The organism is Frankia sp. CpI1-P, from assembly GCF_001421075.1.
GTDB lineage: Bacteria > Actinomycetota > Actinomycetes > Frankiales > Frankiaceae > Frankia > Frankia torreyi.
On the sequence record NZ_LJJX01000050.1, the window covers coordinates 1 to 23511 of the forward strand.

The window sequence follows — 23511 nt, forward strand, 5'->3', positions numbered from 1 at the left end:
GGATTATGTGGAGGCGATGTGGCGGATGTTGCAGCAGGACACTCCGGATGACTATGTGGTGGCGACGGGGGTGACGCATAGTATTCGGGAGTTGTTGGATGCGGCGTTCGGGCGGGTGGGGATTTCGGACTGGTCGGGGTTGGTGCAGCAGGATCCGCGGTTTTTCCGGCCGGCGGAGGTGGATGTGCTGGTGGGTGATCNGTCGAAGGNGCGCGAGGTGTTGGGGTGGACGCCGCGNGTCGGGTTCGAGGAGTTGATCGCGATGATGGTCGACGCCGACCTCGTCACCGAGGCCGAGGTGGCCGCCCGCGAGCGCCTGACCGCCACCGCGCCACCGCCGCCCGTCGCGTCGCCTCTGTCCGGCGCGTCGCCCCTGTTCGTCACGTCGCCCCTGTTCGTCGCGTCGCCCCGCCCGACCTCGTCGCCCCGCCCTGCTCCGCCGCCTCGTACCACCCCGCCATCCCGCCCTACTCCGCCGGCCGCCCGCGCACCATCCGCGGGCCTGCCGGTCCAAGGGGCGTCACCCGAGGTCAGGCCATGACCGAAGGGTCAGCCGGGTCAGCCGGGTCAGCCGGGTCGGGCGGGGGTCGGGTGGCGCGGCCGCCCGGCCAGCGGATTCCCAGACCGGCACGGCCGATGCCGCAGGTGGCCCCGGGGCCACACGCGGTGGTCGTCGCGGGTGCCCGGCCCAACTTCGTCAAGGCCAAGCCGGTCCTGGACGCCCTGGCAGCCGGTGGGTTCCGCACCACGCTCGTGCATACGGGCCAGCACTACGACGAGGCGATGAGCGGGGTGTTCTTCGCCGAGCTCGACCTGCGCCGCCCCGACCATCACCTGGCGGCGGGCTCGGGTTCCCACGCCGTGCAGACGGCCGCGGTGATGACCGCCTTCGAGCCGCTGCTGGAGCGGCTGGCCCCCGACGTCGTCGTCGTGTTCGGGGATGTGAACTCGACGCTGGCCTGCGCGCTTGTGGCGGCGAAGGCGGGGGTGCGGGCGGCGCACGTCGAGGCGGGCCTGCGCAGCGGTGACCGGTCGATGCCCGAGGAGATCAATCGGATCGTCGCGGACCATCTCTGCGCCGACCTGTTCGCCACCTCGCCGGACGCGGTGGAGAACCTGCTGCGGGAGGGCGCCGCGCCGCGGTCGGTGCACCTTGTCGGCAACGTCATGGTGGACACCCTGCTGGCCCGCCGCGACGAGGCGCTCGCTCGGCCGACCCTCGCCGAGCTCGGGCTGCGTCCCGGCGGCTACGGGCTGGTCACCCTGCACCGGCCGGCCAACGTCGACGACGCCGCGGCGCTCGACGGCCTGCTCGGGGCACTTGGTGAGATCGCGACGCGCTGCCCGCTGGTCTTCCCGGCGCACCCGCGCACCGCGGCCCGGGTGGGCGGCCGACTGCCCGCGGGGGTCCGCCTGCTCGGGCCGGTCGGGTACCTCGACTCGGTGGCCCTGCAGGCCGGCGCCCGGATCGTCCTCACCGACTCGGGCGGGATCCAGGAGGAGTCGACGGTGCTCGGCGTGCCGTGCCTGACGCTGCGGGAGTCCACCGAGCGCCCACTGACGGTCACCGAGGGCACAAACCGGGTGGTCGGGCGCGACCGCCGGGTGGTCGTCACCGCGGCGCTCGACACCCTGGAACATCCGCCGCCTCCGCGCCGTCCGGCGCTGTGGGACGGGCAGGCCGGCCGGCGGATCGCCCAGGTGCTGGCGCAGGCGGTGGCGCATCCGTCGGCCGGCGGCGTGTCCGCCGGCCCGGTGGCCGCCGCGCGATGAGGACACGATGAATCGGTTGCGTCTCTCTATGTGATTAATGGGCAACACTCTGCTCATGTCATCGAACAAGCTGGTGGTGGTCGGGCAGGGCTATGTCGGTCTCCCGGTGGCGATGCGGGCCGTCGCCANGGGCTGGCACGTCGTCGGGGTGGAGGTGGATCCCGACCGAGCCGCGCGGCTCGCGGCCGGGCGCTCCTACGTCGAGGACATCCCGGACCTCGAGCTCGCCGCGGCCCTGCGCAGCGGCCGGTACGAGCCGACCGGAGACTACGCGCGGGCCGGGGGGTTCGATGTCGCGGTGATCACGGTGCCGACCCCGCTGCGCGAGGGCGCCCCCGACCTGTCCTACATCGTCGACTCGGCCCGCAGCCTGGCGTCGCTGGTCACCGCGGGAGCCACGGTGATCCTGGAGTCGACCACCTATCCCGGGACGACCGAGGAGCTGCTCGCCCCGCTGCTCGCCGAGGGCTCCGGGCTGCGTCCCGGGGTGGACTTCCACCTCGGCTACTCCCCGGAGCGCATCGACCCGGGGAACCGGACGTGGAACCTGGTGAACACGCCCAAGGTGGTCTCCGGCACGGGTCCGGCGTCGCTGGCCGCCGTCACCGCCTTCTACGACAGTCTGATCGAGCGGACGGTCCCGGTCGCCTCGACCCGCACCGCGGAGCTGACCAAGCTGCTGGAGAACACCTTCCGCCACGTCAACATCGCGCTGGTGAACGAGCTGGCGATGTTCGCCCACGAGCTCGGCGTCGACGTCTGGGAGGCGATCGACGCCGCGTCGACGAAGCCGTTCGGCTACCTGCGCTTCACCCCCGGTCCCGGCGTCGGCGGCCACTGCCTGCCCATCGACCCGTCGTACCTGTCGTGGCGGGTGCGCCGCAGCCTGGGGCGCAGCTTCCGGTTCGTCGAACTGGCCAACGACGTCAACGACCACATGCCCGACCATGTCGTACGCCGGGTGACCGAGATGCTCAACGCCCGTCACCTGCCCGTCGCGGGCAGCCGCATCCTGCTGCTGGGGCTGGCGTACAAGCGCAACACCGGCGACGCCCGCGAGGCACCGGCGACTCGCATCGCCGGCCTGCTGGCCGATCTCGGCGCCGAGGTGCGCGCCGCGGACCCGCACGTCGATCCGGCCCGGCTGCCGGCTCGGGTGACCCTCGTCGAGGCGGGCGCGGCGGAGCTCGCGGCGGCGGATCTCGTCGTCGTGCTCGTCGACCACGACGCCTTCGACCGCGACGAGGTGGCCCGGCACGCCCGGCTCGTGCTCGACACCCGCCGCTGGCTGCCCGGCCCCGCCGACGCCCGGCGATCGGGCCCCGCCGTCGTACGGATACCGGCCCAGGCGACCCGGCACGAAGACGCCGGACTCGCCGTGGAGTCCCTCTGAGCGCAGTGCGCCTACGGGACAGGTCGCGCTGGGCAGCACGGTGACGTCGGGGCCGACGTTCCTGACCGGGATCTCCTGCACCATCCAGGCGGGCCTGGGGACCAGGGGAAGCGGGCGGGTGGGGCGCTTTGCCCCACCCGCCCGCTCGTGCGTCCGGCGCCGGATGTCGCGCGCTGGCGCCCGAACTCTCCGTGAGTGCTGTATCTCTCTGTAGTCAAGTCATGGCTGTAGGTTGAGCACGTCGTGGAGGGAGTACCGGCGAAGGGCGGGCGCCATGCGAGTTGTCGTCGCGACGGAGGCACGGTTCCATCGGGGAGGCGACGACAGGGTGCTGGCCCCCACGCCCGCTGAGGCCCACCCACACTGGTGCGGTTACCTCGGCGTCTTCGACGAGGTCGTGGTGCTCGCCCGGGTCGGCCCGGCGTCCCCCGACCCGGCGTCCCCCGACCCGGCGTCCCTCGGCCCGGCCGCGAGGGCATCCTTCCCGGTCGAGGGCAAGCGGGTCCGGGTCGTCGCGCTGCCGTCCTACCAGGGGCCGGCCGGCTATCTGCGCGCCGTGCGATCGCTACGCTCCGTGATCGCCATGGGGCTCGACCCGGGCGGCCAGCTTGCTCCCACCTCCTGGCAGCGCGCCGCGGCCGCGGGTGCGGCGCGCCGATCGTCGCCGCCCGGGCCGATCCCGGCGCCCCGGTCGCCCGCCACCCCCCGTCCCGGGGCGCTGCCCGCCCGCCCGTCCCACGTTGTGGACACCCGCTACCTGGCGGTGATGCCCGGCATGGTCGGGGCGGCGCTCATCACCGAGCTGAGCGCCCGCGGGCTGCCCTACGCCATGGAGNTCATCGGCGACGCCGAAGCGGTGGCCGGCGGGATGTTCGGCCGCTGGGCGCGCAGGCCGGCGCGGCGCTGGTTGGCCCGGCGGGCCGCGGGAGCCCAGGCGGTCGGCTACGTCACCCGCGAGACGCTGCAACGCCGCTACCCACCGGCGGCCGGAGCGTTGACGGCCCACTATGCCTACGGTCGCCTGAGCGCCCAGGACTTCACCGCGGCCCGGCCGCGGGCCGCCCGGCCCCCGGTGCCGGCGACACTGGTGACGATCGGCTCGCAGGACCGCCGGTACAAGGGCCACGACATCCTGCTGGCCGCCGTCGGCCTGCTCGACGCGTGGGGGTACCGGCTGCGCGTCGTCATCGTCGGCACCGGCCGCCATCACCCCGCCCTCGTCCGCGCCGCCGGGCGTGCGGGGCTCACCGACGTCGTCGAGTTCGTGCCGGCGCTCGACCGTGCCGGCGTGCGCGCCGTGCTCGACGCCGCCGACCTGTTCGTCCTGCCGTCCCGGACGGAGGGCCTGCCCCGGGTGCTCATCGAGGCGATGGCCCGTGGGGTGCCCTCGATCGCCACCGCGGTCGGCGGGAACGTCGAGCTGCTCGCGCCGCAGGACCTCGTCCCGCCCGAGGATCCCGAACGGCTCGCCCTGCGGATCGCCGAGGTCCTCGCCTCACCCGGCATGCTCGCCGCCATGTCCGCGCGGAACCGCGCCGCCGCCGAGGACTACCGCGGCGACCGGCTGGCCGCGCGGGCGTCGGCCTTCTACGCGGCCCTCGCCGGGAACCCGCCGGCGGACGGCGCTGCGGCGCCGCCCCCCGAGCGGGCGGTGCCGGCGGTCGCGACGCCGGCCGCATCGCCACCCGTGCGGACCCCCCAGCCGACGGGGCGACGATCATGACCCCGGACCCCACGTCCGCCCTGGAGACCACCGGACGGACGGCGCCCGGGGACACCCGCGTCGATCGGCGGCCGCAGGCCCCGACCGGGCCCGTGATCGAATCTCGCCCCGTCGCCCCGGCGGCCGGCGAGGCCACCATGGCCACCCGGCCGGGGCCCGGCGACGCCGGCCGGCCCCGCCGCCCGGTGCGGGTGCTGGAGGTGCTGGGCCGGATGGATCGCGCCGGGGTGGAGCTGCGCGCGGTGAACCTGCTGCGTCGGCTGGATCCGGAGGAGTTCCGCCTGGAGTTCGCCGTCACCTCCGGTGCCTCGGGTTCGCTGGACGCCGAGATCCGCGACCTCGGTAGCGAGGTGTACTACTGCCGGGCCGACTGGCGGTTCGGCTGGCGGTTCCTGCGACTGCTGCGCCAGGTCCGCCCCGACGTGGTCCATTCCGCCGTGGCGACCTTCTCCGGGGTGGTGCTCGCGCTGGCCCGCCTCGGCGGGGTGCGCCGGCGGGTGGCCTACTTCGTCAGCAGCGCCGACCGGCACGGCGACAGCCTGCGCGGCCGGGTGCAGCGGGCGTTCGGGCGCCTGCTGCTCGACCGGTTCGCCACCGACCTCGTCGCGGTGAGCGAGGCGGCGATGCGGGGGTTGTGGCGGGAGGACTGGCGGCTCGATCCGCGCTGCCGCGTCGTCTACAACGGCGTCGAACTGGAGCCGTCCGGGGTCGCCATCGCCGCGCGGCGCCGCGCCGAGGACCTGGCCGAGGACGACCACGACGTGGTCACCCTCGTCCACATCGCCCGCCCGGACCCGCTGAAGAACCGGGCCCGCGCCATCGAGATCCTCGCCGCGCTGCGGGCCCGGTCGGTCCATGCGCGACTGCGCATCGTCGGCCGCCAGGACGACGCCGAGACCGCCAGCCTGAGCGCGCTCGCCGACCGGCTCGGCGTCGCCGAGCACGTGGAGTTCACCGGCGAGGTCCGCGAGATCCCCCGGCTGCTCGTGGCGTCCTCGCTGCTGCTGGTCACCTCGCTGCACGAGGGGATGCCCACGGTCGTGCTGGAGGCGCTCGCGGTGGGCACCCCGGTGCTCTCGGCGGACCTGCCGGGGGTCGTCGAGATCGGCCGCCTGCTGCCCGGGGTGGCGACGCTGCCGCTGGCCACGTCGGACGCCGTCTGGGCGGACACCGCCGACATGCTCACCGCCCTCCCGCCGACCATCGATCAGCGCCGCGAGGCGATGCGGCTGCTGCGCCNCTCCCCGTTCACGATGGACACCTGGCAGCGCGACATCACGGCGGTGTGGTCCTAGGCGATGGCCGTCCCCAGCCGCGGCGCCGGACCGTGCCAGTCCCGGTGGCCGTACCCATCCATCGCCGTGGCCCCCGTCCCGACCGCCCAGCCCACTCGGACCGCCCAGCCCACTCGGACCGCCCAGTCCACTCGGACCGCCCAGCCCACTCAAACCGATCGACGGCGTCGGGTGGGCGCGGCGCCGTCCCGCCGGGCGAGCGGGGTGGCGCTCGCCGGCTGCCTGCTGGCCCTGTTCGCGGTAGCGGCCTGGTCGTCGTCGTTCGCCGAGCTGACGGAGCACTCCGCCGCCCGGCTCAGCGTCGCGGTGGTCGCCGGCTGCGTGCTGCTGTGCGTCCGGGCCCAGCCGCGTGGGGTGTGGGCCTGCTCGTCGGTCTACCTGATCACCCTGTCGGTGTTCCACTTCGGGGTGGCGGCGCTGTTCGCCACCAGCACCTCCTTCGACCGGATCCGCGGTCAGTACGACTTCCGCTGGCTGGGCGTCTACCCGATGAGCCGGCTGTTCGCCGTGGCCACGCTGGGGGTCGTCAGCGCCGCGGTGGGCGTGGCGGCGATGACGTGCCTGCGGGCCATGCGCGCCGGAAGCGAGAGGCCCGAGCCCGCCGCGACCAACCGGCCGGCTGCCGTCGCGGAGCGGCCGGTCGTCGCGGAGCGGCCGGACCTGCGCGCGCCCGTCGGCTTCGTCCTGCTCGCGGTGTCGGTCCTCGGGCTCGTCACGATCGTGCTCGCCGCCGGCGGGACCGGGCTGCTGTTCGGGTCGTACGCCGCGGTCGGCGAGACGGCGTTGCGTGGCCCGCTGGTGCCCTACGTGCTGCTCGGGACGGGCCTGGGCCTCGTGCTCGCGGTCATCGGCGGGCCGAGCCGGTGGCGTACGGCGACTCTGGTGGTCTTCGCCCTGTTCGCGGTCGTGGCGCTGCCGCTCGGGCTGCGGGGCGAGGTGATGTTCCCGGCCGTCGCGGCGGCGGCGGTGGCCGCCCGCCGGCGCATCGTGGTGCGCGGGGTCGTCGTTCTGCTCGGCGCGGTCATCCTGTTGGCATTGATCGGTGGGCTGCGGGAGATCCGCCAGTCCGGTCTCGCCGCCACCCGGCTCAGCGCCGTCACCTTCAGCCCCGTCGACGGGATCGCCGAGCTCGGGGCCTCGATCCGCCCGATCGGCTCGGTGCTCGAATGGCGCGACGAGTTCGGCGAGCGCCCGCCCGCCGGCTCGACCTTCTACGGCCAGATCGACCGGCTGGTGTCCGGGCGGCTGCTCGGCCATCCCCAGCCCTCCCAGTTCAGCGATGAACGGCTGTTCAACGTGCTGATGCTCGATCGGGAGGGTCCGATCGGGGGGTCGCCGATCGCCGAGGCCTATTACAACTTCGGCGCTCGCGGCGTCGTCGGCTTCCTGCTGCTGACCGGTCTCGTCGTGGCCTGGATGGACCATGGCCGGTCCGTGCGCGGGACGGACACGGCCTGCCTCGTCCTGCTCGTCCCGTTGATCACCGAGGTGCGCAACGCCTTCGCGGCGGTGCCGGTTCAGGTGATACTCGGACTGGGCGTGCTCGGCCTGATCCGGGCCGCCGAGACCGTGGCCCCCCGCACCGTCCCCGCACGTCCGCAGCGGGATCCGTCGCGGCCCAGTCCGGTCCACCCGCACCCGCCGCGTCAGCTCGGGCAGACGCCGGCGCAGGCGGTGCGACGGCCCGGGCGGGCAGGGCAGCAGTCCCTGCCGGCGTGGGCCGAGGCGGCGATGGCGCCGGGTCCGCCGGCCGGGGGATCGTGGACGAGGGTGGACCCCGCACTGCCCCCGCCGGGGCGGAGGGTGGGCGTGATGCATCCCTACCGCGGGATCGGCCGGGTCGGTGCGGTGGTCACCGGGTGGCTGGGGCTGTCCGNCGTCGCCAGCCTGGGCCAGGCGGTGGTCACCGCGCGGATGCTGCCCCTGGGCGGTCGCGGGGCGCTGGTGGTCCTGCTGACGGTCTCCGCGCTGGGCTCGCTCGTCGGCGGGCTCGGCACCAACGTCGCGTTCCGGCACTACTTCGGCCGCGGCGACCCCCGGGTGTCCCTCGGTGACTACCTGGGGCTGTCCCTTGCCGCGACCCCATCCGCCACCGTCCTGATCACCGCGGCGTCGCTGCAGGTGATCCACCTGTCCGGCGGGGCGCGGGTGGACGCCGGTCTGGTGCTCGCGATCGCCGTCCTCGCCGCCGCGAACCTGCTCGCCGTGCAGGTGCTCGACGCGCTCAACGCCGCCGGTTTGATCGTCCTCGCCGCCGAGCTCGTCGCCGCCACCGGGCTCGCCCAGCTCGGGCTGCTGCTGGCCGGCCCGCGCCATCCGTCCCTGTCACACATCCTGGTGATCCTCGCGCTGTGCTGGGCCGCGCAGGCGGTGACGGGGGTGGCGGCGCTGGCCCGGAGGGGGCTGTCCGTGCGGCCGCGGGCCGACCCGCGGGCCTGGCGGCTGCTGGTCGTCAAGGGTGTGCCCGCGCTCGGCCTCAACGTGGGCGCGACGATGGCGTTCCGGTTCGACCGCCTGCTGGTCGCGGCCTTCGGCGGCGCCGCCGCCGCCGCCGTGTACTCGATCGCCGCCGCCACCTGCGAGGCACTGCGCCTGCTGCCCGGTTCGGTCGGCCAGGTGGTCTTTCACCGCACCGCGCGGGGCGTTCTGTCCCGTGCGGCGCTGCGGGCGGTGACCCGCAGCCTGCTCGCCATCCTGCTGGTCGCCGCGGCCGCCCTCGCGCTCGCCGCGCCGTGGCTGGTGCGGACCCTGTTCGGGCCGGGCTATGCCGCGGCGATCACCCCGATGCGCCTGCTGCTGGTCGCCGAGCTCCTGCTGGCCCCGTTCCTGGTCGAATGTCGGGCGCTGACCGGCCTCGGCCGCACCGGCGCGGCCGGTGGCGCCGGGCTGCTCGGCCTGGTCGTGTCGCTGGCGACCTACCCGGTGCTCGTGCCCTGGCGGGGACCCGCTGGCGCCGCGATCGGCAGCATGCTCGCCTATGCGCTCATGACGGCGCTGGCCCGCCGCGCGTTGCGGGGGGAGCTCGACGCCCCGCTCGCTCTCCCCTCCCCGCCGCCGACCGTGCCGCTGACCGCATCCCGCCCGTTCGGACCAGACGATTCGCGCGAGCCGGGCGGTGCCGAGCCGCTGCCCGTCCTCGGAAAGGGGATGCCCTGATGGCACCACACCCGGCGTGCGACACCCTCGTCGTCGAGCCGACCGTCCACGGCGGGCGGCTGGTGTTCTACCGCCAGGCGGCCGACGCCGCCTACTGGGACGAGCTGTGGGACGCCCAGCCCGCGGACTACCGCCGAGCCCGCGCGGGCCATCTCCCGCTCCATCTGCGCCGGGCGGTCCGTCGCCACCTGCGGCCGGGCGGCCGGGTCCTGGAGGCCGGGTGCGGGCCGGGGCAGTTCAGCGTCGCGATGGCGGCGCGGGGATTCGCCGCCGAGGCGGTGGACTGGGCGCCGCGCACCGTGGAGCGGCTGCGCGCGGCCGCGCCCGAGATCCGCGTCTGGCAGGGCGACGTCCGCCGGCTCGACGTGCCCGACGGCTGGTACGACGCCGTCTACTCGCCCGGCGTGTGCGAGCACTTCGAGGACGGCCCGCAGGAGGTGCTGCGCGAGACCCTGCGCGTGCTGCGACCGGGCGGGATCGCGCTGGTCTCCACACCATGCTTCAGCCCGCTGCTGCGCACCCTGGGCCGTGGCGGCCGGGTCGGCCGCGCCGGGGTCGGTGGCGCGGGCTCCGGCGGGGGGCCGGTCTGGCTGCCGCTGCCGGGGGCGGGGGCGTTCTACCAGTACGCCTTCACCCCGGCGGAGCTGTCCACGGTGCTGCGCGCCGTCGGCTTCGAGCAGGTACGGGCGCATCCCTACGGCGCGCTCGCCACGGCGCTGGAGTTCACCGCGGCCGGTCGGGCCGTGTCCGCCCGCGTTCCCCGCCCGCACCTGCGGCCGCTGGAGGCCGCCCTCGACCTGCTCGGCGCGGCCCACCTGTCCGGCCGGGCCTGCCTGTGGGTGGCCCGCCGGCCGGCCACGCCTCGCGTTCCGCGACCCGCGGCGGTGCCCGTCGCCCGCCCGTCCACGACCCGGAAGGACCGCTCCGCATGAAGATCGCCACATTGGTCAAGACCGGGGACGGGCCGTTGTGGATCATCCCGCACGTGCTCGCCGCGCGGGAGTCCGGCGACCAGGTGGTCGTGCTGCTGCCCGCGCCCGACCACATCGACAGCCGGGTGGCGCGGGAGCTGACGGCGCTGGGGATCGAGGTTGTCGAGAGCCCGGCTCCCCGGCGCGGCGCGTCGCCGGCCGCGCAGCTCGTCGGGATCCTCCGGCTGCGGGCGAGGCTGCGCGAGCTCGGCGTCGACATCGTGCACTACCACCTGTACGCGTCGGCGCTGGCGGTCCGGCTCGCCACCCTGGGTACCCGGATCACCCGGGTGTACATGGTCGCGGGCCCTCTCTACCTGGACAACACGCTGATCCGGCGGGCCGAGCGGGTGCTGTGCCGGCTCGACCACCTGCTCATCGCGTCCAGCGCGGACATTCGCCGGCGATACGCCGCGCTCGGCCTGCCAGCGCACCGGATGCGCACGCTGTCCTACGGCGTCGACCTGGAGCGCTTCAGCCCGGCCGACGACGAGCGGCGGCGGGCGGCGCGGGCGGAGCTCGGCCTCGGTGAGGACGAGTTCGTCGCGGTCTGCGTCGCCTACTTCTACCCACCGAAGCGGCTGGTCCATCCGGGCCAGGGCGTCAAGGGCCACGAGGTGCTCCTCGCGGCGTGGGCCCGCTTCGCCGAGCGGGGCGGCCGCGGGACGCTGATCCTGCTCGGTGGGGGCTACGGCGAGGCCGGCGAGAGCTACCGCGAGCAGGTCCGGGCGTGGGCCGCCCGGCTGCCCGGCGCCGACCGGGTCCGCTGGGTCGACAGCGTCACCGACGTCCGGCCGTTCTACGCCGCCGCGGACGTCAACGTCGTGTCGTCGTGGTCGGAGAGCTACGGTGCCGGGGGCGAGGCGTCTGCGTGCGGGGTTCCCTCCGTCGCCACCGCGGCCGGCGGGCTGCCGGAACTGGTCGACGAGGAGACCGGCTGGCTTGTCGGGCTCGGCGACGCCGTGGCGATGGCCGCCGCCCTGCAGGAGGCGGCGGCCGGCCGACGCACGCCCGCGGCCCGCCGCCGCGGTGAGGCGGCCCGGTTGCGGGCGGAGAAGCTGCTCGACCGCCGGGCGCTCAGCCACGATGTGGTGGCGGCGCTGCACCACGCCGCCCGCGTGCGGCACACGCCGCGTCGGGGGCTGCACCGGGCTTCGTCCCCGTCGTCCCCGAAGCCCTCCGCGGTCCAGCCGTCCTCGTCGCTTCCCGTCGGCCCGTCGGCCCGCCGGTCCGGGCCGGATCGGCCGGGCGCGGGGGCGCTGGTCGGCCGGGTCCGCCTGGCGCCGCTGGCGGCATTGCCCGGCCGGGCGTTGCGGGCGGCCTTCCGCACCTACCTGCTGCGCACCGACCCGGTGGGCTACGCCCGCAGCATCGGAGTGCGGCTCGGCGTGGACTGCCGGCTTATCGAGGTCACCGCCGCCACCTTCGGCACCGAGCCCTACCTGATCAGGCTGGGCGACCGGGTCGCGATCGCCGGCGGCGTCCGGTTCGTCACGCACGACGGTGCGGTCACCCGGATGCGCCGGCAGCATCCCGACATCGACGTGGTCGCGCCCATCAGGGTCGGCAACGACACGGCGATCGGACTGAACGCGATCATCATGCCGGGCGTCACGATCGGTTCCGACGTGGTGATCGCCGCCGGCTCCGTGGTGATGCGCGACGTTCCGGCGCGGTCCCTGGTCGCCGGGGCGCCGGCCCGGGTGGTGACCGACGTCGAGCAGTGGGAGCGGCGGATGCTCGCCCGGTCGGTGGGCACCGGCGCGATGAGTCCGCAGCGTAAGCGGGAGGTGTTCCTCGACCGGTTCGCGGCGGAGCTCGCGGCGGATCCGTCTGATATCGTTAGCACTGCTAATATCGTTAGCACTGCTAATTAAATGGCCGCACGTCCCCCCGGGGCGCCNTACGGTGGGATCCGGCGTCCCCGCCGCGGCGGGTGGGACCGCTCGAGCCTCGGTGGGCGCAGTCGCGTCGGCTGTGTCACAACCCCTCGGGCGCGGTCCCGCAAGGCGGGAAATGCCAGGATGGACACGAGCCGGTCGAGGATGGCCGACGCCGCGGGCGGCCCTGCGCCTACGCCAGCCGCCGTCGGCGGCGTCGCCATGGCGTAGCCGCAGGGGCGCGACCATGGTGGCAAGCCCCGCCGTCCGCGGGTGACGGACGGCGGGTCACGAGGAGGAGAACGATGGACAGCTTCGGCAGTACCGGATCGCTCGCGGTGGGTGATCGCACCTACACGATCAGGCGGCTGGACGCGGTGCCCGGGGCCGATCGACTCCCCTACAGCCTGAAGGTGCTGCTGGAGAACCTTCTGCGCACCGAGGACGGCGCCAACATCACCGCGGACCACGTCCGGGCGCTGGCGAACTGGGACCCGGCAGCGGCACCGAGCCAGGAGATCCAGTTCACCCCCGCCCGCGTGATCATGCAGGACTTCACCGGCGTTCCCTGTGTGGTCGACCTCGCCGCCATGCGCGAGGCGATGGCCGCCCTCGGGGGCGACCCGGCGAAGATCAACCCGCTGGCACCGGCCGAGCTCGTGATCGACCACTCGATCATCGCCGACAACTTCGGCCGGCCGGACGCCTTCGAGCTCAACGCCGCGCTGGAGTTCAGCCGGAACCGGGAGCGCTACCAGTTCCTGCGCTGGGGCCAGGCGGCGTTCGACAACTTCACCGTCGTCCCGCCGAACACCGGCATCGTGCACCAGGTCAACCTGGAGCACCTGGCCCGGGTCGTGTTCACCAAGGACACCCCCGAGGGCACGCTGGCCTACCCGGACACCCTGGTGGGTACGGACAGCCACACCACCATGATCAACGGTCTGGGTGTGCTCGGCTGGGGCGTCGGCGGCATCGAGGCCGAGGCCGCGATGCTCGGCCAGCCCGTGAGCATGCTCATCCCGACCGTCGTCGGCTTCAAGCTGACCGGTGAGCTGCCCGCCGGCACGACGGCCACCGACATGGTTCTCGTGATCACCGAGCAGCTGCGCCGGCACGGCGTCGTCGGCCGGTTCGTCGAGTTCTACGGCGAGGGTGTCGGCAACGTGCCGCTGGCCAACCGGGCGACGCTGGGCAACATGAGCCCCGAGTACGGCTCCACCTGCGCGATCTTCCCGATCGACGGCGAGACGCTGAACTACCTGCGCCTGACCGGCCGCCCGGCGGAGCAGGTGGCGCTGGTCGAGGCCTACGCCAAGGAGCAGGGTCTCTGGCACGACCCGAGCCGCGAGGCCGCCTACACCACCACCCTGGAGCTGGACCTGTCGACGGTCGTGCCGTCGCTGGCCGGCCCGAAGCGGCCGCAGGACCGGGTGCCGCTGTCGAACGCGAAGCAGGCGTTCCGCGCCGCGCTGGCCGACTACGCCCAGCCCTCGGCGTTCACCAACGGTGGCGCGGACGAGGCCGACGCCGAGTCGTTCCCCGCCTCCGATTCGGCGGCGGCGTTCGAGGACAAGCCGTCGGACGCGCCGATCTCGGTGAACGCCGTCGCCGGCGACATCACGAGCCGCCCGGCCAGGCCGACCTCGGTCACCCTCGCGGACGGCACCTCGGTGGAGATCGACCACGGGGCCGTCGCGGTCGCCGCGATCACCTCCTGCACCAACACCTCGAACCCGCAGGTCATGATCGGCGCGGCGCTGCTCGCCCGCAACGCCGTGGAGAAGGGGCTGACCCGCAAGCCCTGGGTCAAGACGACACTGTCCCCGGGCTCCAAGGTCGTCATGGACTACTACGAGCGGGCCGGGCTCGTGCCGTATCTGGACAAGGTCGGCTTCAACCTGACCGGCTTCGGCTGCATGACCTGCATCGGCAACTCCGGCCCGCTGCCGGAGGAGATCAGCACCGCGGTGAACGACGCCGACCTCGCGGTCGTCAGCGTGCTGTCCGGCAACCGCAACTTCGAGGGCCGGATCAGCCCGGACATCAAGATGAACTACCTGGCATCCCCGCCGCTGGTCGTCGCCTACGCGCTGGCCGGGACGATGGACATCAACCTCGACACCGACCCGCTCGGCCACGGCAGCGACGGCCAGCCGGTGTACCTGCGCGACATCTGGCCGACCGAGGCCGAGGTGTCCGCGGTCGTCGCCGACGCGATCCAGTCGGAGATGTTCGAGTCGGACTACGCCGACCTGTCCGGTGACGAGCGCTGGCGCTCGCTGCCGGTCGGCGACGGCGGCGAGGTGTCGCGGACGTTCGCCTGGGCCGACGACTCCACCTACGTCCGTCACCCTCCGTACTTCGAGGGCATGGCGACCAAGCCCGAGGCGCGCACGGACATCATCGACGCCCGCGTGCTCGCGGTGCTGGGGGACTCGGTCACCACCGACCACATCTCCCCGGCCGGTTCGATCAAGAAGGACTCGCCGGCCGGCCGCTACCTCGCCGAGCACGGCGTNGCGCCCGGTGACTTCAACTCCTACGGGTCGCGGCGCGGTAACCACGAGGTGATGATCCGCGGCACGTTCGCCAACATCCGGCTGCGTAACCGGCTGGCGCCCGGCACCGAGGGCGGCGTCACCCGGCACCTGCCCGACGGCGAGCAGCTGGCGATCTACGACGCGGCGCAGAAGTACGCCGCCGAGGGCGTGCCGCTGGTCGTGCTCGCCGGCAAGGAGTACGGCTCGGGCTCGTCGCGTGACTGGGCGGCCAAGGGCACCTCGCTGCTGGGCGTGCGCGCGGTGATCGCTCAGTCGTACGAGCGGATCCACCGCTCGAACCTGATCGGCATGGGCGTGCTGCCCCTGCAGTTCCCGGNGGGTGAGTCGGTGGAGTCGCTCGGCCTGACCGGCGAGGAGTCGTTCACCATCACCGGTCTCGCCGACGTCGACGAGAAGACGCCGTCGATCACCGTGCGCGCGGGCGACAAGACGTTCGAGGCGGTCGTGCGCATCGACACCCCCGGCGAGGCGGAGTACTACCGCCACGGCGGCATCCTGCTCTACGTCCTGCGCTCGCTGCTCTAGTCGACCTGCTCGAGTCGACCTGCTCGAGTCGACGAGTTCGAGTCGACGAGCGTCCGGCCCCGGTCGGAGCATGTGCCGGCCGGGGCCTCGCGGTCCCGGCCAGCGTGCTCCGGCCGGGACCGCGAGGCTCATCCCGCGTCGTCGCGGCAGTGCGCGCCGGGGTTCTGCTACGTCGTACCTTCTGCTCCTTCAGCGCGCCGGTGGTCCTGGGCGGTGCTGATCCAGCAGGCCATCGTCGCGTACGGCGACGTCGAGACGATCCATGATCGGGTACGTCGGCACTTCGAGGCAGGCGCGGACCACGTCTGCATCCAGGTCCTCACCACCGACCCGACCGCACTGCCTGACCAGCAGCGGCGCGAGCTCGCGCCGGCGCTGCGCCAAGCTGCGACCGCGCCCAGAGGGATCCCAAGAAACTAGCCGGGCCACGCCGCCAGCGCGGCGGTGACGACGTGATCGAGTTCGGCGTGGGTGGCGCCTTTCCGGATGACGCCGCGCGGCAGGCTCACCTGTCGAGAAACCTCGGCGCGCTCCAGGCCGCCGCGGCGGAGCTCTGCGTCGCCGCTCCGACGATCGAACCCGCCGACATCCTCGCCGCAAAGCTGCCAGGCCAGAGCACCCGGTCTGGCTGACGGGCTGCGTACGGTACGGGCTGTCCCCTTGGGTCGGGCCCGGATCGTGATGCGTTCTCGGTTACCTGAAAACTACAGACGGTGATACCTTCCCCTTGTGAGGCAGCCCCGGGCCGCCCGGCGATCGTCCGGGCGGGCCCCCGGCCGCTGGTGACGACGCGTTGCGCCAGGGGGAATCCGATGCCGCGTGGTACTCCGGAGCAGAGCGGGCCCTCCGTACCGACGGTTCCGTCGGGGTTGCCAGGCGAGCGGGTCACACCGCTGGTGCCACAGCCCAGCGGGCCGCAGCCCCGCCGCCCGTCGCTGACTGCCTCCCGGCCGGCGTCCGCCGTGTCGCGGGCGGCCGGCCCGACCGAGCGCCGCCTGCGGGTGCTGGTGGTGGTGGGCACCCGACCGGAGGTNGTCAAGCTCAGCCGGGTCGTCGCCGCCCTCGACCGGGCCGTCGACCTGCGCCTGGTCCACACCGGGCAGAACTACGACCACGACCTCAACCAGGTCTTCTTCGACGAGCTCGGCATCCGCCGGCCGGACCACGTCCTCGACGCCGCCGGGCCCACCCCCGCCGAGACGATCAGCCGGCTGATCTCCCGGCTGGACCCGATCCTCGCCGCCGAGGCCCCCGACGCCGTGCTCCTCTACGGCGACACGAACACCTGCTACGCCGCGATCGCCGCCAAGCGTCGCCGGATCCCCGTGTTCCACCTGGAGGCCGGCAACCGCTGCTTCGACCAGCGGGTCCCGGAGGAGATCAACCGGCGGGTCGCCGACCAGCTCAGCGACGTCCACCTGGCCCTGACCGAACGGGCCCGCGGGCACCTGCTCGCCGAGGGACTGCCCGTCCAGCGGATCTTCGTCGTCGGCTCCCCGGTCAAGGAGGTGCTCACCCACTACGCCCCGCTCATCGACACCTCGGCGGTGCTGACCACCCTCGGCGTGCAGGCGGGGCGCTATCTGCTCGCCAGCGTCCACCGCGAGGAGAACGTCGACCGACCCGAGGCGCTGTCGGCCCTGCTGGAGACCCTCAACCGGCTGGCGGCCCGCTACCGGCTGCCGGTGATCGTGTCGACCCATCCCCGGACCCGCGACCGGCTCGGGTCGCTGCGCCGCTCCGGGCGGGCGCCCCTGCTCGACGAGCGGGTCCGCTTCTGCCGGCCCTTCGGCTTCTGCGACTACATCGCGCTGCAGCGGGCCGCCCTGTGCGTGCTCTCCGACAGCGCCACCCTGACGGAGGAGGCCTCCCTCGTCGGCTTCCCCGCCGTGCTCGTCCGCGAGGCGCACGAGCGGCCGGAGGGCATGGACCGCGGGGTGCTCGTCGCCAGTGTGCTGCGCCCGGAGCGGATCCTCGATGCCGTCGAGCTGATCGTGCGGGAGGCCGAGAGCGACCGCCGTCCGCGGGTCGTCCCCGACTACGACGCCGACGACGTCTCCCGCCGGGTGGTGCACATCATCGTCAGCTACGTCGACCACGTCCGGCGGACCGTCTGGTACGGCGACACCGGCTCCAGCGCCGGGCCGAACCCCGCCGCCCCCGCCGCGACCGCGGACAGCCGCTGACCACAGCTCAGACACAGATCAGGGATCACCGTCAGGGATCTCCCCGACGCGCCGACCGGCCTTCGGTTCGCAGACTGCGAGCGCAGCTACTGGAACCGATCGGGGAGGTCGACCGGCATGCCCGGATTCTGGGACGCCACCATCAAGGCCGTCTACGCGGCCGACAGCGNCACCAACGACACCATCAATGTCATCGACATCGGTAAGGCGTTCGACGTCGTCGCCGATGTCGAGGTCGGCGGCGGCATCATCTCGTTCGGCGGGGCCGACTACCTGCTGAGCGTGGTCATCCGCAACCAGAGCACGTTCTCGGTGGTCTTCACCGCCAGCACAGGGGCTCACCTGCCGATCACGAAGGGGCAGACCTCGCAGACGGTCAATGAGCAACTGCGGCTGCAGGTCCCGGGCCCGTGGAACGCCGACGACGGGGACGTGCTCGACGTCCTCGCGACCTTCAAGGTCACCTCGGGGAACTTCGTCAACATCACGACGGTCACGGGTTCGGCGTTCCTCACCACGTCCTGACCGCGGCCGTGTCCCCGGGCTCGAACCGGCCCGGGGACACGGCCGGCACTGCCTGGTGGCCCCGGCGGGTGATCCCGTCGGGGCCACCGCCGTGTGTCAGGACCTCTCCAGCAGGCGGGCGAGCACCCGATGCGTCTTCGTGTCGGCCTCCGTCTCGATGGCCAGGCCGCGCACGCCCGCCGTTCCCCCGCCCAGTCGGCTTCCAGGCGGAACGTCTCCCCGCCGCGGCGGTGCGTGCCGAGCCATTCCGGACTCAACCGGGACCGGCGCGCTGGCCGCAGTTTGACAGTCGAATCGTCGCGGTCCCGCTCAAATCCGCCATACTGACGTATTCGTAGGATGATGCCGTCGTCGAACGGTGCTATTCCGTCGCATTCCTCGGTGGCGACGGGATCCACGCAGAAGAAAACGTGGCGCCGCGCGCCCGAGGTGGTGGGCAGGATCAGCGCCCGCCGGGCGGCGGCTCGGGACCCTGTCAGGGTCACCTTGGCCTGGACGCAGTCCAGGTGGTGGCGAGGATCCATCACTGCTCTCGACGGGTTGTCGGCCGTGTTCGTCGACCGCGGTCATCCGCGGGCAACACAGGAGAGGAACTCCGCGCTCCCACGACGGCCGAGTCGGCGGGCATGCCCTAACGCTGCTACCCCTTCCTCCCAGGTCAACACCCGGATTTCCGGGCGCGTGTCGGGGAGTTTCCGAAATGGCATCCGGATGGCCGTCACCGGCTATCCGAAAAGCCCTTTCCGGCATTCCCGGGCACGGCAGGATGGTGGCTGCGGACAGGACGTCGCGGGGGGAGGACGGCCGTGATGGAGGTCGTGGAGACCGCGGCCGGGGATGCCTCCGGCCGACGCCTGCTGGTCGGTCGGCAGCGGGAACGCCGCCTCATCGACGGACTGCTGGCGGCGGTGACGCAGCGCGGTGGTGCCCTCCTTCTGCGAGGCGAGCCCGGGGTCGGCAGGAGCACTCTGCTGCGGTACGCCGAGTGGCGATCCGCCGCTCGCGTGCTGTGGCTGCGCGGGGTCGAGTCGGAGTCCGCGCTCCCGTTCGCCGCGTTGGCCGATCTCGTGTTGCCCCTGCGGGAGAACCTGCGGGAGCTCCCCGACGCGCAGCGGGCCGCATTGGAGATCTGCGTCGCGCTCAGCGAGGGTTCGCCGGCCGGCCCATACGCCGCCTGCGCGGGGACACTGAGCCTGCTGGCCGCGGCGGGGGAGGACCGCCCGCTGGTGCTGCTCGTCGACGACCTGCAGTGGGTCGACCCGGCGTCGCGACAGGCGTTGCTGTTCGTCGCCCGCCGGCTCGCCTCGGAGCGGGTGGCGATGCTGCTGACCGTCTGCTCGCAGCCCGCCTCGGTGGGAGAGGAGAGCGGATTGCCCGCGGTGGAGGTCACCGGGCTGTCGATCCCGGACTGCGTCGACCTNCTTGCCGCCCATGGCGTGCGGATTGCCCGGCACGTGCTCGCCGACCTGGTTGGTCGAGTCGGCGGGAACCCGTCCGCGCTGCTCGACGCGGTGGCGTCCCTGCGGGCGGCCCAGCTCAGCGGGCAGGTGCCCGTCGACGAGCTGCCCCTGCCCGGCCGAAGCTGGGAACGGGGCTGGTCGCAGCGACTCGACGCCCTGCCCGAGGCCACCCGCGCCGCCCTGGTGGTCCTCGCGGCGGGCAACGCGGTGCCGGTCGTGACGCTGGAACGCGCCCTNACCGCGGCGTGCGGCTCGCTGGCCGACCTGGACGCGGCGCACGACGCCGGCCTGGTCCGCACAACGATCCCCGCGATCCCCGCGATCCCCGCGACCCCCGCGACCCCCGCGACCACTGTGGTCGGCGACCCGGAGTGCCGGCCTGCGCGGGCAGCGGTGGACACCCCGCCCGCCGAAGGCGGGTCGGGGCTGGCGTTCGCCCATCCGCTGCTGCGTGCGGTCGTGCTGCGCCGGGCCACCCCCGCCGCCCGGCTGCGGGCCTACCGGGCGCTCGCCGAGGTCTGCGACGGCGACGCGGCCGTGTGGTACGCCGCCGCGGGGGCCGAGGGCCCGGACGACCGGGTCGCCACCGCGCTCGCCGACGTCGCGGTCCGCACCCGTCGACACGTCGGCTACGGAGCGGCGGCCCGGGCCTGGCACCGCGCCGCTGAGCTGACCCGCCCCCGCGAGGTCCGCGTCGACCGGCTTCTGCGCGCCGCCGCCGACGCGCACCTCGGCGGCCTGGCACTCGAGGCCGGTTCCTGGGCCGAGGAGGCGGCCCGGCTCGCCGGTGACGCCGCCCTGCGGGCCGATGTGGAGCTGCTGCGCGGCCGGGTCCTGACCTGGTCCGGCCACCCCACCCGGGCGCACGAACAGCTCGTCCGCGCGGCCGAGTCGGTGATCGACGTCGCCCCCGACCGGGCCGGCGCACTGCTGGCCGAGGCCGTCCTGCCCGCCCTGATGGACGGTCGCATCACGATCGCGTTGCGGGCCGCCCAGCGCAGCCGGNGGCTCGGCGCTGGCCGGTCCGGGCACGCCCTGCCCCAGGCGGTGCACCGCGGCCGCGCCTTCACCCTCGCCGGCATGATCGGCGAGGCGAACGCCTGCCTTCAGTCCGCCGCCGGCCCGCTGGGCGCCGCCGACGACGTGGCCGATCAGCAGGCGTTGACCCTCGCGGGACAGACGCTGCTCGACGTCGAGGAGGACCGGGACGCCGTGCGGCTGCTGTCCGCGGTGGTGGACGCCGCCCGGCGCGCGGAGGCCCCGGCGATGCTGCCCTACGCCCTCGCGGTGCGCTGCGAGCTGGAGGGCTGGCGCGGACTGTGGGCGGCCGGCTATGCCGACGGCGTCGAGGCCGTGCGGTGGGCGGAGGAGTTCGGCCAGGTGGGCGCGCTGGGCTTCAGCCTGGTCATGCTCGCCCGCATCGACGCCGCCCGGGGGGATCGCGCGCGGTGCGAGCAGCGCATCGACCGGCTGCGCACGGAGATCGGGCCGTACGGGATCGGCATGCTCGACATGCACGCCGACGGGGCACTCGGCCTCGACGCGGTCGGTCACGGCGAGTACGACGTGGCCACGCTGACCCTCGCCGAGGCCTGGGACCGGGCGCGCGAGCGGGGGCTCGGCAACCCCAACGCGATCCCGATCGCCGGCGACCTCGCCGAGGCCCACATCCGCGCCGGGGAGCATGAGCGGGCCGCCGCGGTCGTGGCCTGGCTCGTCGACCGGGCGCGAGCGACCGGGCTCGCCTGGCCGGCCGCAGTCGCGGCCCGCTGCCAGGGGCTGATGGCCGAGGGACTGGCAGCGGCCGAGGCGGCGTTCGCCGACGCCGAGCAGGCGCACCGCCGCCGGTGGATGCCCTTCGAGGAGGCCCGTACCCGGCTGTGTCACGGCGAGGTACTGCGCCGCCTGCGCCGCCCCTCCGCGGCCCGGGTGCCGTTGCGGGAGGCGCAAGTGGCCTTCGAGTCGCTGGGGGCGCGCCCCTGGGCCCGGCGCGCGAGCGCCGAGCTCATCGCGACCGGGGACCGGGCCAACCGGGCCAGCCGGGCCAGCCGGGCGGCGCCCGCCCGGCTGGCGGAGCTGACCCCGGCCGAGCTGCAGATCGCCCGGCTGGTCGGCGCGGGGATGAACAACCTGGAGGCCGCCGCCGCTCTGTTCGTCTCCCGTAAGACGGTCGAGACCCACCTGACCCGGGTGTATCGCAAGCTCGGGATCCGTTCCCGCAGCGAGCTGGCCCGAGCGCTGCTCGACGCGGGCATCGACGACGGACTGCCGCAGCAGTGACCAGCTCGCCCCAGGCCGCCCGCGGCGCGGGCGAGGCNGCCGGTCGGCGGCCCGCGAACCGGATCAGTCGCGGTCGGCCGGGGGGTCCTCGGCGAGCAGGTCCGTGAGCGGGCCGAACAGCGCCGGCGGGGCGGCGACGGTGAGGTCCTCGGTCGCCGGCCGGCCGTGCAGCCCGCCGACCCGCAGGCCCGCCTCGGCCGCGACCAGCCCGCCGGCGGCATGGTCCCAGGGCTTGAGGCCGCGCTCGTAGTAGGCGTCGACGAGGCCGCCGGCGGCGGCGCACAGATCCAGCGACGCCGCGCCCATCCGGCGGATGTCGCGGACCCGGGGCACCACCCTGGTGAGCACCGCGGCCTGGGCGGCGCGGCGGGACTCCAGGTAGCCGAAACCGGTCGCGACGAGGGCGCCGGCCAGGGTCGTCACCGTCGACCCGGTCAGCGCCGTGCCGTCACGGAAGGCGCCGCCGCCGCGGACGGCCGTGTAGGTCGCGCCCATCGCCGGGGCGTGCACCACCCCGGCGACGACCTCGCCGTCGACCTCCGCGGCGATCGACACCGCCCAGTTCGGCAGCCGATAGAGGAAGTTCACCGTGCCGTCGAGCGGATCGACGATCCAGCGCACGCCGGTCGACCCGGCGGAGTCGGATCCCTCCTCGCCGAGCAGGCCGTCGCCCGGACGCAGCTCGCCGAGCCGGCGGGCCACCAGGGCCTCGGAGGCGCGGTCCAGGGCGGTGACCACGTCGGTGGGGGAGGACTTCGTCGTCTCCGCGGCGACCGCGCCCTCGCGGCCCCGAGCGAGCAGCTCGCCGGCCTCGCGGGCGATCGTCAGCGCGACGTCGAGCAGGATGTCCGGGTCTGGCAGGTCGCTCATCGGTCGGCGCTCCGGGGCTCGGGCTCTGGTTCGGCTTCGGGCTCATCCTGCCAAGGTGGCCTCGCACGCGAGCGTCCCGGCCGGTGAAAGCGGTCACGCCAGGCGGACGCGCGGGGTCTCGGGGGGTCTCGGGGGGCCGGGCACGGCGGTCACGATCGGCGCGCCCGTAGGATCGTCGCTGTGGTTGGCACAGACGGCACTGATCGCTCCGCTCGCGCGGTTCCCGCGAAGCCCAGCCTCGATGGCATCGAGGCGCGGTGGTCGGCGGCATGGCAGGACGAGGGCACCTACACCTTCGACCGCACGGTCGACCGGGGGCGGGTGTACTCCATCGACACCCCGCCACCGACCGTAAGCGGCTCGCTGCATGTCGGCCACGTGTTCTCGTACACGCACACCGACCTCATCGCCCGCTACCAGCGGATGCGCGGCCGTGAGGTGTTCTACCCGATGGGCTTCGACGACAACGGGCTGCCCACCGAGCGCCGGGTGCAGAACTACTTCGGGGTGCGCTGCGACCCGTCGCTGCCCTACGACCCGGACTTCGCCCCGCCGGCGAAGCCGGGCAAGGAGCAGGTGCCGATCTCGCGGCGCAACTTCGTCGACCTGTGCGAGCGGCTGACGCTGGAGGACGAGAAGGGCTTCGAGGAGCTCTGGCGCCGGCTGGGGCTGTCCGTCGACTGGTCGCACACCTACGCCACCATCGACACCCGCTCGCGCGCCGTCGCCCAGCGGGCGTTCCTGCNCAACCTCGCCCGCGGCGAGGCCTACCTGGCCGAGGCACCGACGCTGTGGGACGTCACCTTCCGCACCGCGGTCGCCCAGGCGGAGCTGGAGGACCGGGAGCGTCCCGGCGCCTTCCACACCCTCGCCTTCCCCCGCGGCGCCGACTCCCACGGTGGTACCGACN

At 74.2% G+C, this 23511-nt stretch carries 15 protein-coding genes and 8 pseudogenes; 22 read left to right on the plus strand and 1 reads right to left on the minus strand.

Annotated elements, in window-relative coordinates:
- The 20 genes and pseudogenes from FF86_RS57185 to FF86_RS68225 form a co-directional block, all read left to right on the plus strand.
- On the plus strand, positions 1 to 200 hold a 200-nt coding region (locus FF86_RS57185), incomplete at both ends, for a GDP-mannose 4,6-dehydratase (RefSeq protein ID WP_313954380.1).
- Positions 201 to 238: 38 nt separating this feature from the next.
- A pseudogene (locus FF86_RS68210) lies at positions 239 to 304 on the plus strand (hypothetical protein); the annotation flags it as partial.
- Positions 305 to 636: 332 nt separating this feature from the next.
- Positions 637 to 1773: a non-hydrolyzing UDP-N-acetylglucosamine 2-epimerase gene (gene wecB, locus FF86_RS24745; protein WP_044887478.1), complete on the plus strand. Its 1137-nt coding sequence runs from the start codon at positions 637 to 639 to the stop codon at positions 1771 to 1773.
- 129 nt (positions 1774 to 1902) lie between these two features.
- Positions 1903 to 3166, plus strand: a pseudogene (locus FF86_RS24750) (nucleotide sugar dehydrogenase); the annotation flags it as partial.
- Between the two features lie 274 nt (positions 3167 to 3440).
- Positions 3441 to 4001 (plus strand): annotated as a pseudogene (locus tag FF86_RS57190) (glycosyl transferase); the annotation flags it as partial.
- Between the two features lie 33 nt (positions 4002 to 4034).
- Entirely contained in the window at positions 4035 to 4889 is an 855-nt protein-coding gene (locus tag FF86_RS57195; protein WP_242419517.1) for a glycosyltransferase, read from the plus strand.
- 212 nt (positions 4890 to 5101) lie between these two features.
- Positions 5102 to 6128: glycosyltransferase (locus FF86_RS24760; protein ID WP_396230071.1), on the plus strand; the 1027-nt coding region annotated here is incomplete at its 3' end.
- Between the two features lie 626 nt (positions 6129 to 6754).
- Positions 6755 to 8060: O-antigen polysaccharide polymerase Wzy (gene wzy / locus FF86_RS57200; protein WP_304438184.1), on the plus strand; the 1306-nt coding region annotated here is incomplete at its 3' end.
- Positions 8061 to 8968: 908 nt separating this feature from the next.
- Complete coding sequence (locus tag FF86_RS57205; RefSeq protein WP_242419519.1) at positions 8969 to 9340, plus strand: polysaccharide biosynthesis C-terminal domain-containing protein; 372 nt, start codon at positions 8969 to 8971, stop codon at positions 9338 to 9340.
- Positions 9340 to 10272, plus strand: a complete 933-nt coding sequence (locus FF86_RS24770; RefSeq protein WP_052681391.1) for a bifunctional 2-polyprenyl-6-hydroxyphenol methylase/3-demethylubiquinol 3-O-methyltransferase UbiG — start codon at positions 9340 to 9342, stop codon at positions 10270 to 10272. Before FF86_RS57205 ends, FF86_RS24770 begins: the two co-directional genes overlap by 1 nt.
- On the plus strand, positions 10269 to 12188 hold the full coding sequence (locus FF86_RS24775) for a glycosyltransferase (RefSeq protein ID WP_044887504.1): 1920 nt from the start codon (positions 10269 to 10271) through the stop codon (positions 12186 to 12188). The genes FF86_RS24770 and FF86_RS24775 overlap by 4 nt, the downstream gene beginning before the upstream one ends.
- A 308-nt stretch (positions 12189 to 12496) precedes the next feature.
- Positions 12497 to 14712 (plus strand): aconitate hydratase (locus FF86_RS24780; protein ID WP_242419505.1); only part of this gene is annotated, 2216 nt, incomplete at its 3' end.
- 1 nt (position 14713) lies between these two features.
- Positions 14714 to 15071 (plus strand): annotated as a pseudogene (gene acnA / locus FF86_RS57210) (aconitate hydratase); the annotation flags it as partial.
- A gap of 1 nt (position 15072) precedes the next feature.
- Positions 15073 to 15280 (plus strand): annotated as a pseudogene (locus FF86_RS57215) (hypothetical protein); the annotation flags it as partial.
- Positions 15281 to 15493: 213 nt separating this feature from the next.
- Positions 15494 to 15700, plus strand: a complete 207-nt coding sequence (locus FF86_RS24785; RefSeq protein ID WP_044887483.1) for a hypothetical protein — start codon at positions 15494 to 15496, stop codon at positions 15698 to 15700.
- A gap of 32 nt (positions 15701 to 15732) precedes the next feature.
- The gene (locus FF86_RS24790) at positions 15733 to 15912 is read left to right on the plus strand and encodes a hypothetical protein (RefSeq protein WP_044887484.1); all 180 of its coding nucleotides are present in this window, start codon (positions 15733 to 15735) and stop codon (positions 15910 to 15912) included.
- Positions 15913 to 16092: 180 nt separating this feature from the next.
- A pseudogene (locus FF86_RS68215) lies at positions 16093 to 16313 on the plus strand (UDP-N-acetylglucosamine 2-epimerase (non-hydrolyzing)); the annotation flags it as partial.
- A gap of 1 nt (position 16314) precedes the next feature.
- Positions 16315 to 17466 (plus strand): annotated as a pseudogene (locus FF86_RS24795) (UDP-N-acetyl glucosamine 2-epimerase); the annotation flags it as partial.
- Positions 17467 to 18800: 1334 nt separating this feature from the next.
- Positions 18801 to 19411, plus strand: a 611-nt coding sequence (locus FF86_RS68220; protein WP_396230068.1) for an ATP-binding protein, incomplete at its 3' end; no start/stop codon positions are given.
- Between the two features lie 1891 nt (positions 19412 to 21302).
- Positions 21303 to 21731: a response regulator transcription factor gene (locus tag FF86_RS68225; protein ID WP_396230072.1), complete on the plus strand. Its 429-nt coding sequence runs from the start codon at positions 21303 to 21305 to the stop codon at positions 21729 to 21731.
- Positions 21732 to 21794: 63 nt separating this feature from the next.
- Here FF86_RS68225 and FF86_RS24810 read toward each other — a convergent pair whose 3' ends face one another.
- Complete coding sequence (locus tag FF86_RS24810) at positions 21795 to 22601, minus strand: inositol monophosphatase family protein (protein ID WP_044887488.1); 807 nt, start codon at positions 22599 to 22601, stop codon at positions 21795 to 21797.
- A gap of 180 nt (positions 22602 to 22781) precedes the next feature.
- Between FF86_RS24810 and FF86_RS57220 the strand changes: the two genes are divergently transcribed.
- A partial coding sequence (locus tag FF86_RS57220; protein ID WP_242419507.1) for a class I tRNA ligase family protein occupies positions 22782 to 23346 on the plus strand: 565 nt, incomplete at its 3' end.
- A 1-nt stretch (position 23347) separates the two neighbouring features.
- A pseudogene (locus tag FF86_RS57225) lies at positions 23348 to 23510 on the plus strand (hypothetical protein); the annotation flags it as partial.
- Between the last annotated feature and the right edge of the window lies 1 nt (position 23511).